This window comes from Lysobacter humi (ex Lee et al. 2017) (genome assembly GCF_054781815.1).
This window is the reverse complement of the sequence record NZ_BAAGTR010000008.1, coordinates 69,523-83,955: the sequence shown is the minus strand read 5'-3', so window position 1 is coordinate 83,955 and position 14,433 is coordinate 69,523. Positions and strand designations below refer to the sequence as shown.

9 protein-coding genes and 1 pseudogene are annotated in these 14,433 nt (G+C 73.1%); 4 read left to right on the top strand and 6 right to left on the bottom strand.

What is annotated here, in order from left to right; translation table 11 throughout:
* The 3 genes and pseudogenes from ACYVJJ_RS06745 to ACYVJJ_RS06735 form a co-directional block, all read right to left on the bottom strand.
* The coding region (locus ACYVJJ_RS06745) for an energy transducer TonB (protein ID WP_460832192.1) at positions 1–713 on the bottom strand (713 nt) is incomplete at its 3' end.
* Positions 714–920: 207 nt separating this feature from the next.
* Positions 921–2,540 (bottom strand): flavin monoamine oxidase family protein, encoded by a 1,620-nt coding sequence (locus ACYVJJ_RS06740; RefSeq protein WP_460832190.1) that lies wholly within the window; start codon positions 2,538–2,540, stop codon positions 921–923.
* A 204-nt stretch (positions 2,541–2,744) separates the two neighbouring features.
* Positions 2,745–9,815, bottom strand: a pseudogene (locus tag ACYVJJ_RS06735) (putative Ig domain-containing protein); the annotation flags it as partial.
* A 252-nt stretch (positions 9,816–10,067) separates the two neighbouring features.
* Between ACYVJJ_RS06735 and ACYVJJ_RS06730 the strand changes: the two are divergent.
* The 4 genes from ACYVJJ_RS06730 (at position 10,068) to ACYVJJ_RS06715 (ending at position 12,284) form a co-directional block, all read left to right on the top strand.
* A complete protein-coding gene (locus ACYVJJ_RS06730) occupies positions 10,068–10,607 on the top strand; it encodes a phage tail protein (protein ID WP_460832188.1) in 540 nt (179 codons plus the stop codon).
* A 23-nt stretch (positions 10,608–10,630) separates the two neighbouring features.
* Complete coding sequence (locus ACYVJJ_RS06725; protein ID WP_460832186.1) at positions 10,631–11,158, top strand: phage tail protein; 528 nt, start codon at positions 10,631–10,633, stop codon at positions 11,156–11,158.
* A gap of 35 nt (positions 11,159–11,193) precedes the next feature.
* Positions 11,194–11,727 carry a phage tail protein gene (locus ACYVJJ_RS06720; RefSeq protein ID WP_460832184.1) on the top strand — a complete coding sequence of 178 codons (534 nt, stop codon included), beginning with the start codon at positions 11,194–11,196 and terminating at the stop codon, positions 11,725–11,727.
* Positions 11,728–11,804: 77 nt separating this feature from the next.
* Positions 11,805–12,284 carry a GNAT family N-acetyltransferase gene (locus ACYVJJ_RS06715; RefSeq protein ID WP_460832182.1) on the top strand — a complete coding sequence of 160 codons (480 nt, stop codon included), beginning with the start codon at positions 11,805–11,807 and terminating at the stop codon, positions 12,282–12,284.
* On the opposite strand, the gene ACYVJJ_RS06710 is transcribed toward ACYVJJ_RS06715, so the two are convergent.
* From ACYVJJ_RS06710 to mnmE, 3 genes are all read right to left on the bottom strand, one after another.
* A complete protein-coding gene (locus ACYVJJ_RS06710; RefSeq protein WP_460832180.1) occupies positions 12,277–12,567 on the bottom strand; it encodes a DUF6916 family protein in 291 nt (96 codons plus the stop codon). The genes ACYVJJ_RS06715 and ACYVJJ_RS06710 overlap by 8 nt on opposite strands.
* Before the next feature lie 134 nt (positions 12,568–12,701).
* The gene (locus ACYVJJ_RS06705; RefSeq protein ID WP_460832178.1) at positions 12,702–13,049 is read right to left on the bottom strand and encodes a zinc ribbon domain-containing protein YjdM; all 348 of its coding nucleotides are present in this window, start codon (positions 13,047–13,049) and stop codon (positions 12,702–12,704) included.
* A gap of 53 nt (positions 13,050–13,102) precedes the next feature.
* Positions 13,103–14,431, bottom strand: coding sequence for a tRNA uridine-5-carboxymethylaminomethyl(34) synthesis GTPase MnmE (gene mnmE, locus ACYVJJ_RS06700; protein WP_460832175.1), 1,329 nt, complete (start codon positions 14,429–14,431; stop codon positions 13,103–13,105).
* Positions 14,432–14,433 lie beyond the last annotated feature (2 nt).

Below are 14,433 nucleotides of genomic sequence, written 5' to 3'. Positions count from 1 at the left end.
GCGCGGTCGGCCGCGGCCTGCTCGGCGGCACGACGCTCGGCGGCGGCGCGCTCGGCCGCGGCGGTGCGGTCCTGGTTCTGGCGGTCGGCGAGCTGCTGCGCGGCGAGCGCCTGCTGCTTCTTCTGGTCCTCGAGGCGCTGCTTCTCGAGCTCGGCCTGCTTCTTGGCCTGCTCCTCGGCGGTGAGCTGCTGCTGCACCGCGCGCTGCGACGCGGCCTGCTGCTGCGCGACGATCGCGCCCTTCAGTCGGGCCAGCGCCGGATGCTGCGCGTCGGCCTTCTCGATCAGGGCCGAAAGGCGCTGCGCCTCGGCGAAGTCCTCGCGGGCGACGGACTGCTCGGTCGCGATGACGGCCATCGGCAGCAGGTCGGTCAGCGCGCCCGCGACGGCGGCGTCGCCCTGCGTCTTGTCCCGCAGCGCGAGGTAGTACTCGATCGCGTTGTCGCCGGCCGGCGCGTAGAGGCGGTTCTCGTTGTAGGCCTTGGTGGCCGCCTCGCGCAGCTGGTCCGCGCTCATCGCCTGGACCTTGTCGGAGATCACCGTGGCCGCGGTGGCGGCCGGTGCCGCGGCGGTGGCGCCCGGCTGGCCGGCGGCCGGCGCGGGCGTCTCGTCCTTGCCGCAGGCGGCGAGGGCGGCGACGAGGGCGACGCCGAGCGCGAGGCGCGGCAGGGCGGAGGCGCGCGACGCCGTCCGGACGTACGTTTCGGAATTCATTGGTCTCACTCCCCTGGAGTGCGCGTCGGGCGCGCACGTGCCTAGAACGCCGCGCCCGCGGGGGTTTGTCAAGCGCCAAGTGCCTGTTTTGACGACGTCTCCGCGAATGCGCCGCGACGGGCTGACGCACCCGCGCCGCGGGCGTCGCGCAAGGTCGAAAAGCGACGCGCGCCGGCAGCGCCGCGGGCGAGCCGCGGTGCCGGGCGGTCAGCCGCCGCGCAACAGTGCGGCGGTCTCGGCCGCGGCCCGCAGGCCCGAGAGCGCGGCGCCTTCCATGAAGCCCTGCCACTCGTAGAAGCTGCTGGTGTGGTCGCCGGCGAAGAAGACGTTGTCGACCGGCTTGGCCTCGGTGTGCGCGATCGTCGTGAAATAGCCGGGCGCGGGCGCGGGGAACGCGCCGCGGCTGAGGGGATCGAGCGACCAGTTCTGGCTCACCGCGTGGAGCACGCCGTCGGCGCCGCGGCGAACGGCCTTCATGCCGCCGGGCATCACCACCTCGAGGCTCTCGACGAAGCGGCGCGCATCGCCCTGCACCGTCTGCGGGTGCAGCAGCCGCGCCGCGGCGCCGCCGATCTGCTGGGTGAGGATGCCGCGGCTGTCGTCGCGCCGCGCGGGATTGGTTTCCCACACGTTCTGCAGGCCCGGCAGGTCGGCCTGCGCGACGCCGCTCACGCGGTTGCGCATGTGCCAGTAGGGCCGCTGGAAGCCGACGATGAGCTTGCTCGCCGCGCCCATCGTCGACTGCGCGATCGCGCGGCGCTTCGACTCGGGCAGGGCGACGGAGGGATGGAAGTCGATATCGCCGAGCACGCTCATCGGGACCGCGAGCACGAGCGCGTCGTGGTCGGACTGCACGAGGTTGCCGCCCTGGTCGAAGGTCAGGCGCAGGGTGCCGGTGGCCGTGCGACGCACGGCGACGAGGCGCGCGCCGAATTCCACCGGGCGCGGCAGCCGCGCGGCGAGGCCGGTCGCGATGAGGTCGTTGCCGCCGATCACGTGCAGCTGGTCCGCGCGCTGCGCGCCGTAGGCCGCGAGCTTGGTGCGGCGGTCACCGTAGACGAAGCGAAGGAACGCGATCGCACTCAGCGAATCGGCTCCGACGCCGAATTCGGTCTCGCAGGCGGTGCCGATCAGAGTGCGCAGCAGCGTGCCCGCGCCGTAGAGGCCGAGGTAGTCGTCGACGCTCATCAGGTCGAAGGTCACCGCCTGCTCGGTGTGCGCTTCGGCGGTGGGTGCGCCGAGCGCGATCAGGTCGGGACGGATGCACTCGGCGAACGCGCGGTACTCCTCGAGCACCTGCGCCTCGGTGTAGTAGCGGCCAGCGAAGTAATAGGCCGCGCGCGCACTGGTGCCGGCCGACTCCTCGAGCTGGAGGCCGAGCATGCGGGCGTAGCCGAGCATGGTGTGGTGCGCGGTGCCGATGAATTCCGCGCCGCGCTCGGCGGTCTGGCCGGGGAACACACCACGCAGGCTCCAGCAGCGTCCGCCGACGCGCGTGCCGGCCTCGAACACGCGGGCGGAGATGCCCACGCGCGCGAGCTCGCTCGCGCAGGCCAGGCCGGCGAGGCCGGCCCCGACGACCGCGACGCCGCGCATGCGCGGGGTAGTGCTGGCGAGTTGGGCGAACTGGGCGAACTGCGCCAGAGTGCCGGGCCGCATGCGTGCGGCGACGGCGCCGGCACCAAGTGCGGCTGCGCCGGCCGTCGCGCCCTGCAGCAGGCGGCGGCGGCCAATGTCCTCGGGCGTGTCGCCCGTGACCTCGTCGGCGCCTTCGCCGGTGCGCGCGCAGCGCTCGGCGAGGCGGGCCATGCGCAACAGCTGCGCCATCGTGCTGCTACGGCTCCGGTACATCTTCGCCCCCTGTGGCTTCGATCGAACCGGCGGACGCGCCGCCGGTGGTTCGCCGCCCGCGGGCGGCGGAGACGGGGTCCGTGCCGGCACGGACCCCGCAGGTCAGTACGACTTCTGCACGTTCAGCAGCAGCCCGTTGTCCCGCTCGCCCGAGCCGAACAGGCCCCGGTATTCGACCCGCACCGAGAAGCCGTTGGAGAGCACCAGACCGGTGCCCAGGCCCAGCAGGTAACGGGTGCGGTCGAAGCCGGTCAGGTGCGCGCTGTAGAGCGTGCCGGCCGGCAGGTCCGCGTAGCGCAGGCTCGCGCTGCCCTCGGCCTGGAAGTCGTGCTGCACCTCCAGGCGGAACATCGGCGAGAGCACGCCCCAGGCCTGCTCGCGATCGAACGCGACGCGAAGGCCGAGGTTGCCGGTACGCGTATCCACGTCCTGCTCGCCATGGGCGAGCGCATACACCGGGTCGCCCTGCTCGGTGTAGGCATCGAGCCGCGCGCGGGTGGCGTCGAGGCGCACGTACGGCGTGACCTTCCAGCCGTCGTCGCCGAGGTCGGCGCCGACCGCGACCGAGCCGAACCACTGCCCGCCGTCGCGTTCGCCGATCACGCTGCCGCCATTCACCGTCACGTGCCGGCGCAGGTCGAACGACAGCTCCTGATAGCCGACGAGCGCATCGACGAACACCGTGCCGCCCGGTTGCAGGCTCGCGTAACCGACGATGGCGCGCGACTCGCCGCGCAGGCGGCTGCCGGACTCGCCGACGTCGCTTCGGTCGCGGCCGTAGCCGATGCCGGCGCCGAGGGCGAAGCCGGGCGTCAGGCGCATGTCCGCACCGAGGCTGAGACCGTCGGTCTCGAAGTCGAGCCCGCCGCCGCCGCCGGCGCGGCCGTCGTAGCGGCCCGAGCGGATCGCGCCGCCGGCCCAGAATCCGAACGCGCCGTCGCCGTCCACACCGTGTGGTGGGGGCATCGGGGATGCGTCGTCCGTGCCGGCGGCCGCAGGCGACATCGGTCCCTCGCAGTGGTCGTCGGCATCGGGACGCGCGTCCTCGCGGCAGCGCGTGCTCGGCACCAGCGAGACGCCATTGCGGAACCCGCTGCGCGTTCCCGCGCCGTGCAGGCTCTCCAGGCGCTGCTGGAAATTGCCGATCTGTGCATCCGCGAAGCGACGCGTGGCCTGCGCCTGCGCATCGATCAGCCCGCGGACTTCGCGATCCTGCGACGGGTCCGGACGCGCCTGCACCGTCAGCGTGTAGACGCGGCTCGCGGTGAAGCGGTTCGCATCCGTCACGGTCACGGTGAAGCCGAAGCTCCCCGCGGCGGTCGGCGTGCCCGAAAGCGTGCCCGCGCTCGACAGCGCGAGGCCCGGCGGCAGTGCACCGGCGGTGATCGCGTAGGTGTAGGGCGCCGCGCCGCCGGTCGCGCTGATCGACTGCGTGTAGGCCACGTTCGACGTCGCCTGCGCGAGCGTCGCCGGACCGATCGCGATCGTCGGCGCGGCCACCTGCAGCGTGTAGGCCGTGGTGGTGGTGCCGGCGGTGCCGGTCGTGCTGTCGGTGACGCGCACGCTGAAGGCGAAGCTGCCCGCCTGCGTCGGCGTACCGGCGAGCGTGCCCGACGCCGACAGCGTGAGGCCGGCGGGCAGCGCGCCGCTGGCGACCGCATAGGTGTAGGGCGCGACGCCGCCCGCGGTCGAGAACGCCTGGCTGTAGGCCGTGCCGGCGGTCGCACCCGGCAGCGTGGCCGGGGAGATGCTCAGCGTCGGCGCGCTGACGGTGATCGAGACGGTGGCCGGTGCGGAACTGCCGCCGGAGTTGGTCGCGGTGTAGGTCAGGCTGTCAGGGCCGGCGTAGCCGGCGGCCGGCGTGTAGCTGATCGTCGTGCCCGTCACCTGCGCGGTGCCGTGCGTGGGCGGTGTCACCAGCGTGAGCGACGTCGGCGCGCCGCCCGACAGCGCCAGCGTGAGCGGCGTGGCCGAGGCCCCGTAGGCCACCGTCTGCGAGCTCGCGGCCGCGACCGGCGCCTGATCGACGATCACCAGCGCATACGCGCGCGACGTGCTGAAGGGCGCACCGGTGCCCGTCGAGCTGTCGGTCGCGGTGATGGTGACGTTGAACGTGCCGATCGCCGTCGTCGTGCCCGACAGCGTGCCCGTCGTCGACAGCGTCAGCCCCGCCGGCAGCGCGCCGGCGGTGACCGCATACGTGTACGGCGCGGTGCCACCGGTCGCCGACAGCGCCTGCGAGTAGGCCACCGTCCGCGTGCCCTGCGGCAGCGTCGCCGGCGACAGCGCCAGCACCGGCGCCGCGATCTGCAGCGTATAGGCGCGCGTGCCGGTCTGGCCGTTCGCGTCGGTCGCGGTGACCGTCGCATTGAACGTGCCGGCCTGCGTCGGCGTGCCGGACAACGCGCCCGAGCTCGCCAGCGCGATGCCGTTCGGCAATGCGCCCGCACTGATCGTGAACGTGTAGGGCGCGATGCCACCCGAGGCCGCGAGGCTCTGGCTGTAGGCCACGCCCGCGCTGCCGTCCGGCAGCGTCGCCGGCGTCAGCGTGATCGTCGGTGCCGCCACCTGCAGCGTGTAGTTCTGCGCGATCGCGAACGGCGCGCCGGCGCCGGTCGAGCCGGTGTCGGTCGCGGTGATCGTGAACGCATAGCTGCCCGGCGCGGTCGGCGTACCCGTGAGCGTATTGCCCGACAGCGTCACGCCCGGCGGCAGACTGCCGGAGGCGGCATACGTGTACGGACCGGTGCCGCCGGAGGCGGTGAACGCCTGCGCATACGGGCTGTTGTACGCCGCGGTGAGCGCGCCGGCCGCTGGCACGAGCGCGAGTGTCGGCGCCGCGATCTGCAGCGAATAGGCGCGGCTGCCGCCCTGGCCGTTCGCATCGGTCGCGGTGATCGTCGCGTTGAACGTGCCGGCGGCGGTCGGCGTGCCGGACAGCGTGCCCGTCGACGACAACGTGACGCCGTTCGGCAGCGCGCCCGCGGTGACCGCATACGTGTATGGCGCGACGCCGCCCGAGGCGGTGATCGCCTGCGTGTAGGCCGTCGCGACGCGACCGTTCGCGAGCGTCGCCGGTGCGAGTGTGATGCTCGCCGCACCGACCTGCAGCGTGTAGTTCTGCGCGATCGCGAACGGCGCGCCGGCGCCGGTGGAGCCGGTGTCGGTCGCGGTGATCGTGAACGCGTAGCTGCCCGGCGCGGTCGGCGTGCCGGAGAGCGTGTTGCCCGACAGCGTCACGCCCGGCGGCAGGCTGCCGGTCGCGGCATAGGTGTACGGGCCGACGCCGCCCGAGGCGGTGAACGACTGCGAATAGGCGCTGTTGTAGGCCGCGGTCAGCGTGCCCGAGCCCGGCGTCATCGCGAGCGTCGGCGCCGCGATCTGCAGCGAATAGGCGCGGCTGCCGCCCTGGCCGTTCGCATCGGTCGCGGTGATCGTCGCGTTGAACGTGCCGGCGGCCGTCGGCGTGCCGGACAGCGTGCCGGTCGCGGACAGTGTCAGCCCCGGCGGAAGCGCGCCTGCGGTGAGCGCATACGTGTAGGGCGCGGCGGCGCCCGACGCACTGATCGTCTGGCTGTAGGCCTGCGCGACGGCGCCTGCAGGAAGCGTCGCCGGCGTGAGCATGATCGTGGGCGCCGCCACCTGCAGCGTGTAGTTCTGTGCGATCGCGAACGGCGCGCCGGCGCCGGTCGAGCCGGTGTCGGTCGCGGTGATCGTGAACGCATAGCTGCCCGGCGCGGTCGGCGTACCCGTGAGCGTATTGCCCGACAGCGTCACGCCCGGCGGCAGTGCACCGGCGGTGACCGCATAGGTGTAGGGACCGACGCCGCCGGAGGCGGTGAACACCTGCGAATAGGCGCTGCCGTAGGACGCCGTCAGCGTGCCCGACGCCGGCGTCATCGTCAGCGTCGGCGCGGCCACGGTCAGCGTGAACGTCTGCGAGGCGGTGAACGGCCCGGCGCCGGTGCTCGCGTCCGTGCCCTGCACGTCGATGCCGAAGCTGCCCGACTGGGTCGGCGTTCCGGCGATCGTGACCGAGGTCGACGTGGTGCCGGTGACCGACAGGCCCGACGGCAGGCCGGTGACCTGGTAGCCGCCGTAGGGCGCCGTGCCGCCGGCGAAGGTGAAGGTCTGCGAGTAGGCGCTGCCCACCGTGGCCGACAGCGCGGCCGACGGCGTGATCGTGATCGTCGGCGCGCTGACGGTGATCGAGACGGTGGCCGGTGCGGAAGTGCCGCCGGAGTTGGTCGCGGTGTAGGTCAGGCTGTCGGGGCCGGCGTAGCCGGCGGCCGGCGTGTAGCTGATCGTCGTGCCGGTCACCTGCGCGGTGCCGTGCGTGGGCGCCGTCACCAGCGTGAGCGACGTCGGCGCACCGCCCGACAGCGCCAGCGTGAGCGGCGTGGCCGAGGCCCCGTAGGCCACCGTCTGCGAGCTCGCGGCCGCGACCGGCGCCTGGTCGACGATCACCAGCGCATACGCGCGCGACGTGCTGAAGGGCGCGCCGGTGCCCGTCGAGCTGTCGGTCGCGGTGATGGTGACGTTGAACGTGCCGATCGCCGTCGGCGTGCCCGACAGCGCGCCCGTCGTCGACAGCGTCAGCCCCGCCGGCAGCGCGCCGGCGGTGACCGCATACGTGTACGGCGCGGTACCACCGGTCGCCGACAGCGCCTGCGAGTAGGCCACCGTCCGCGTGCCCTGCGGCAGCGTCGCCGGCGACAGCGCCAGCACCGGCGCCGCGATCTGCAGCGTATAGGCACGCGTGCCGGCGAACGGCCCGGGGAACGGGCTCGAGTCGGTGGCGGTGATGCTGAAGGCGAACGTGCCGGCGGCGGTCGGCGTGCCGCCGAGCACGCCTGTCGGCGAGAGCGTCAGGCCGGCCGGCAGCGCCCCGGCACTGACCGCGTACGTGTAGGGCGCGGTGCCGCCCGAGGCGTTCAGCGTCTGGCTGTAGCCGGCGCCGACGGTGCCGTCCGGGAGGGTCGACGGCGACACCGTCACCGGCACGTCGTCGTTCTGGATGGTGCCGGTGCCCTGCGCGTCGGCGAGCGTCGCATTCGCGGGCGCGCTGAGGTTCACGACGAAGGTCTCGTTGGCTTCGGGCGCGATGTCACCGGCGACCGCCACGGTGAGCGTGCGGCTGGTCTGGCCGGGCGAGAACGTCACGGTGCCCGAGGTTGCGGCGTAGTCGCCGGGCGCGGTCGCGGTGCCGTCGGCGGTCGCGTAGTTCGCGGTGACGGTCTGCGCGCTGGCGGCGGCCAGGGTCACCGTGAAGACGGCGCTGGTCGAGCCGGTGTTGCCCTCGGCCACCAGGACGTCGTCGATCGACAGGGCCGGCAGCGGGTCGTCGTTGGTGATCGTGCCGAGGCCCTGCCCGTCCACCACGATCGCGTTCGTCACGTTCGTGACGTTGGCGAAGAAGGTCTCGGTGGGTTCGTTGAGCGCGTCGCCGTTGATCGTGACGGTGAAGCTGTAGGTGCTGCTGCCCGCGGGAATGCTGACGCCGGTCAGCGATCGCGCCACGTAATCCGTGCCCGCGGACGCGGTGCCGTCCGCGGTGGCGATGTCGAACACAACGCCGCCGGGGCCTGCGGGGGCACTCAGCGAGACGGTGAACGTCGCGGACGTGGTGCCCGAATCACCCTCGTTGAGCGCGACGTCGTTGATCGTCAGGTTCGGCAGGTCATCGTTGAGGATGGTGCCGCTCGCGGAGTTGGGCGTGCCGACGCTGTAGCCCGCGCCGGCCGCGATCGTGAGGACGACGCTCTCGTCCGCCTCGATCGTGGCATCGGCCGTCGGGTTCACCACGATCGTGCCGCTCGTGCTGCCCGCCGGGATCACCAGCGGCGACGAGACGGGTGCGTAGTCGGTCGCCGTCGCCGACCCCGACACGGTGTACGCGACCGACACCGACGACAGCGCGGGCTGGTTGAGCGACACGGTATAGACGAGGTTCGGCGCGCCGTCCTCGGCCACCGACGCCGGCGCGACCGCGATGCTCGCGGTGGGCACGTCGTCGTTGAGGATCGTGCCCGTCGCGGCCGACGGCGAGCCCGGCGTGTAGCCGCTGCCCGGGTTGACGGTGACGATCGCGGTCTCGTTCGCCTCGACGGTGCCGTCGACCGCCGGGTCGAGCACAAGCGTCGCGGTGGTCGCGCCGGCCGGGATGGTGAGCGTGGTCGACGCGCCGGTGTAGTCGCTGCCCGACGTCGCGGTGCCGCTGTAGGCGAGATTGACGACCGTTGCGCTGTCGAGCGCGACGCTGCGCGTGAGGGTGTAGGTGAGGACGGTCGCGCCGTCCTCGCTGACGCTCGCCGGCGAGACGGCGATGCTGACGGTGGGCGGCGGCAGCAGCGTGAGCGTGTAGGGCTCGAGTTCGAAATAGACGCCGGGGCCGGTACTGCTGTCGGTCACGCGCAGGCTGACCGCATACGTGCCGGGCGACGAGGTCGGCGTGCCGCTGATCGCGCCGCCGGTCGACACGCCCATGCCGGTGGGAAGCGTCCCGCTGTCGAGCGTGAACGTGTACGGCGCCACGCCGCCGCTCGCCACCACGGTCTGCGAGAACGGCACGCCCTGGTAGGCGGTGCCGCTGGTCGGCGTGGTCGAGATCGACGGGTTGGCGACGGTGCCGGTGTAGGCCTGACTGCCCGTGGCGGCGGTGCTGTCCTGCGCACGCACGGTGAAGCTGTAGCCGCCGCGGCGTGTCGCGGTGCCTGCGAGCTGGCCGGTCGTCGACAGGCTGAGGCCGGTCGGGAGCGTGCCGGCGACGATGGAATACGTGTACGGCGCGCTGCCGCCGGAGGCGGCGAGGGCCTGGTTGAAGGCCGCGCCGGCGGTGATCGTCGGAAGCGTGGTCGGCGCGATGTCGATGGTCCCGGCCGCGGCGCCGATGCTGACGTTCACCGTGACGGTGTCGCCGTTCTCGTCCTCGAGCTGGAAGCTGTCGCTGGTCGCGGTATCGCCGTTGTGGGCGTAGGTGACGAACTGCGTGCCGCTGCCGTTCGGTCCGATCGTGACCGTGCCGTGCGCCGCGCCAAAGCCCGTCAGCGGCTCGCTCATGCCGCCGTCGAACGGGCCGTCGCAGCTGCTCACGTTGACCTGCACGGACCCCGCGTTCGCGACCGACGCCGAGAGCGTCGGGCAGAACGCCGACGGCGCGGCCGCGGCGAACTGCGGGAGCAGGCCGGCGAGCGCGAGCAGCGTGGCGACGGCGAAACGACGGACGCGGTGCGCCCGGATCGGCTGGTGCATGGAGCGGTCCCCTGTATGCCACGCGCGGCCCCGGCCCCCCGGCCGCCCATCCGCGCGCGTTTCCCCCGCGCCGCCGACGGCCGCACGATACGGCGATTGGAACAGATGACCCGCGGCTTGGGAAGGAACCGCGCCGGCGCCGGGCGGGGCCGGGGCGCTTGCCGGACGGGCGTGCCGGGTTCAAAGTGGCGCATCGGCGGGCCCGGGGGGGCCGACGCCACGACGTCGCCGCGCGACGCAGGGGGACATCACGTGAGCACTCCATTCCTGGCCCAGGTCCTCCTGGTGCCGTTCCAGTTCGCGCCCCGGGGCTATGCCTCGTGCAACGGGCAGCTGCTGCCGATCAACCAGAACCAGGCGTTGTTCTCGCTGCTGGGCACCCAGTACGGCGGCAACGGCCAGACCAATTTCGCCTTGCCCGACATGCGCGGCCGCACGCCGATGAGCTACTCGAGCTCGGTCGACGCCGGCTGGAACGGCAGCATCGCCACCATCGGTGAGCGCGCCGGTGCGGAGAGCGTGACGCTGGCCCCGGGCCAGGTGCCTTCGCACGCCCATGCGATGCAGGGCACCACCGCGGCCGGCACCAGCCGCCTTCCCGGCGGACGGGTGCCCGCGACGAGCGTGAGCACCGGCACGGCCGTCCCGGTGTACGGCACGGGCCCGGCCGTGGGCCTCACCGGCGTCGGCACCACCGGCCCGGCGACCGCGCAGCCGCACGTCAACATGCAGCCCTACACGGTGCTGAATTTCTGCATCGCGCTGCAGGGCATCTTTCCCTCGCGTAACTGACGCCGCCGTCTCCGGAGCCGCGCATGAGCCAACCCTATATCGGCGAGATCCGTCTGCTCGCGTTCAACTTCGATCCCGCGGGCTGGGCCGCATGCGACGGCCGCCTGCTTCCGATCTCGGAGCACGACGCCCTGTTCACGCTCCTCGGCACCACGTTCGGCGGCGACGGCCAGGAAACGTTCGCCCTGCCGGATCTGCGCGGCCGCGTGCCGGTGCACATGGGCCAGGGACCGGGCCTGAGCGCCCGTGTTCTCGGCGAGCTCGGCGGTGTCGAGGCCGTGACGCTCACGTCGCAGCAGATTCCCGCGCACAGCCATGCACTGCTCGCGACGACCGCCGGCGCGACCTCGACATCACCCGCGGGTCGCATGCCGGCCGCCGTCAGCGGCGACACGTTCTACGTCACCACGCCCACCGGCAACACCGCGGCGCTGATGTCGGCGCAGGCACTCGCCGCCGGCGGTGGCAGCCAGCCGCACGAGAACTGCATGCCGACGCTGACGATGCAGTACTGCATCTCGCTGTACGGCATCTACCCGCAGCAGAACTGACGCCGTTCCGCGGCCCTTCGCATCGCAGGCTCCCCATGACGGACCAATTCCTCGCCGAGATTCGCGTCTTCGGCTTCAACTTCAATCCCACCGGGTGGGCCTTCTGCAACGGCGCGACGATGCCGATCTCGCAGAACACCGCCCTGTTCGCGCTGCTCGGCACGATGTACGGCGGCGATGGCAAGTCCACGTTCCAGCTGCCGAACCTGGCCAGCCGCGCGGCCTGCGGCGCGGGGCAGGGCGCCGGGCTCGCGCCGCGTGTGATCGGCGAGGCCTTCGGCGTGGAGGCGGTGACGCTGGTCGCGAGCGAGATCCCCGCGCACACGCACAGCCTCACCGCGTATTCGCAGACGGCGGCCGGCACGGGCTCCTACACGCCGGTAAACGGGGGTGGGCTGTCGCTGCTCGCGAGTAATGCCGCGGCGCGCACCTACGCAGCGACGCCCAACACGACGATGGGCGCGGCTGCGGTCGGCGGCGGCAGCGACCTGCCGCACAACAACATGCAGCCGTATCTCGCGATGAACTTCTGCATCGCGCTGCAGGGCGTCTTCCCCCCGCGGACGTGATCGCACCGCCGTTGCCGGCGTTTCCACCGGGCGCGGCACCGCCCGCAGCCGTCGCCGGGGCCCTCGCGGGCCTCGGCTTGCGCGCGCGAGGTCTCACCGCCGCGGACCTTGACTGGCTGCGCGCGCTCTATGCGTCGACGCGCGAGGACGAGCTCGCCGGCCTGCCGTGGCCGCATGCAATGCGCGAGGCGTTCCTCGCCCAGCAGTTCGCCTTCCAGCACATCGATTACGTCGGTCGGCACCCGCAGGCGCTCTTCCTCGCCCTGCACGCCGCCGGCGGCGCGCCCGTCGGCCGCCTCTACCTCGCGCGCGAGGCACCGATGCATCGCTTGATCGATGTCGCGCTGTTCCCCGCGCATCGCGGCCGCGGCGTGGGGCGCGCGCTGCTCGGCGGGGTGCAGGCCGATGCGCAGGCCGCGGGCCGCGGGGTCACGCTGCACGTGGCGCACGACAATCCGCGCGCGCGGCAGCTCTACGAGCGCCTCGGCTTTGCAGCGGTGGAGGACGGCGCGACGCATCGGCGCATGGCCTGGTCGCCGCGCAAGGGGCTCAGTTGAAGATCGCCTGGTAGAGGAATCCCTCGCGCTCCTGGGCGATCGGCACCAGGAAGATGCCCACGTCGCCCAGGCGCGGATGCCGCATCGCGTAGGTCATCTGCGGGAACAGGAACGCCGAGGTGTTGCGGAAGAGCAGCGAGAACGGCGCGCGGGCGACCCCGCCGCCCGCATTCGCGAGCGGGCGCGCCTCGACGAGCACGAACGGCACGTCCATGCCGTCGAGCGCCGCGACGAAGGTCTCGCCGACGCTCGGCGCGAAATCATGGAGAGCGAGCAGCTGCATGGCGATCCGCATCCGCGCGGGCGGTGGCCGGCGGTGGTGCATCGTCGCCGTTCGTCCGCGCGTCGACAAGCTGCGCACGGTCCGGGCGCGGCGCGGCGAGCGATGCGTGCCGCGCATGCCCGTGGCGGGTGTGCTCAGGGCTTCACCCTGCGGACGAACTCCGACTTCAGCTTCATCGCACCGAAGCCCTCGATCCTGCAGTCGATGTCGTGGTCCCCATCGACCAGCCGGATGGCGCGCACCTTCGTTCCCGCCTTGAGAACCGCGGCCGCGCCTTTCACGCGCAGGTCCTTCACCACAGTGACCGCGTCGCCGTCGGCGAGCACGTTGCCGACCGCATCACGATGGATCCGCGCAGGGACGTCCGCGGCGCCGGCGGCGGGCGCGGCCCATTCGGTGCCGCATTCCGGGCAGACGAGCAGCGCGCCATCGGCATAGGTGAGGGAGGACGCGCAGGACGGGCATGCGGGCAGGTCGGTCATCGCGGTATCCGGTGATCTAGGGCGTGGCGGCGAGCGCGGGGCGACCGTGTGCGTCACTTGCCGATGCAGAAGCTCGAGAAGATGTGCCCGAGCAGATCGTCCGCGCGCACGTGCCCGGTGATGCTGCCGAGCGACTCGTGAGCGCAGCGCAGCGCTTCGGCGGCGAGGTCGAGGTGTCCGGCGGCGAACTGCGCAATCGCCTCGTCGGTCGCACCGGCGGCCTCGTCGAGCGCGGCGACATGCCGCGCGCGCGCGGTGAAGGCACCGTCGCCCCCGCCGCCGTCGTGGTCGGCATGCGCCGCGATCGCCGCGGCGAGCCGGTCGAGTCCGTCGCCGGTGCGCGCGGAGACCGCGATCCAAGGCGGCGCCGCGGGCGTTGCGACCAGGTCGGACTTGTTCGCGATCCACAGCACCTGCGGCACGTCGGCGATCGCGGCACGTACGGTGTCGAGCGCGGCATCGGGCGCGCGCGCGTCCGCGACGACCAGCGCGAGGTCCGCGCGCGCGAGTTCGGCGTGCGCGCGACGCATGCCCTCGCGCTCGATTGCATCCTCGCTCTCGCGCAGGCCCGCGGTGTCCACCAGCGAAAGCTCCACGCCACCGACGCGCACGGTCTCCTGCAGCACGTCGCGGGTCGTGCCGGGAATGTCGGTGACGATCGCGCGCTCCACGCCGGCGAGCGCGTTGAGCAGCGAGCTCTTGCCGGCATTGGGCGGGCCGACGATCACGGCGTGCAGCCCGTCGCGCAGTCGGCGCCCGCGCTCGGCATCGGCGCGAAGCGCCTCGAGCGCCACAGCGACGCCTTCGACCCGCGCGCGCAGTGCATCGCCGCCGAGCGTCTCGATCGGCTCGTCGGCGAAGTCGATCGCGGCCTCGGCGTGCACACGCGCATGCAGCAGGTCCGCGGCGATCGCCTCGACGCGCGCGGAGAACGCGCCATCGAGTGCGCGCCGCGCGGCGCGGGCGGCGCGCAGGTCGGCGGCGGCGATCAGGTCGGCGACCGCTTCGGCCTGCGCCAGGTCGAGCCGGCCTTCCAGATACGCGCGTTCGGTGAACTCGCCCGGCCGCGCTCGGCGCGCGCCGAGCGCGCAGGCCGCATCCACGAGCGCGGCGAGCACGGCGGGGCTGCCGTGCGCCTGCAGCTCGACGACGTCCTCGCCGGTGTAGCTGCGCGGTGCGGGGAAGGCGAGGGCGATGCCGTCGTCGAGCGCGATGCCCGCGGCGTCGCGGAACGCCACGTGATGCGCATGGCGCGGGCGCAGCACGCGGCACGCGATCGTCTCGCCGATGGCGCGTGCACGCGGCCCGGACAGCCGCACGATGCCGACGCCCCCGGCGCCTGCCGCCGTCGCGACGGCGACGATGGTGTCGCGATCCTGCATCG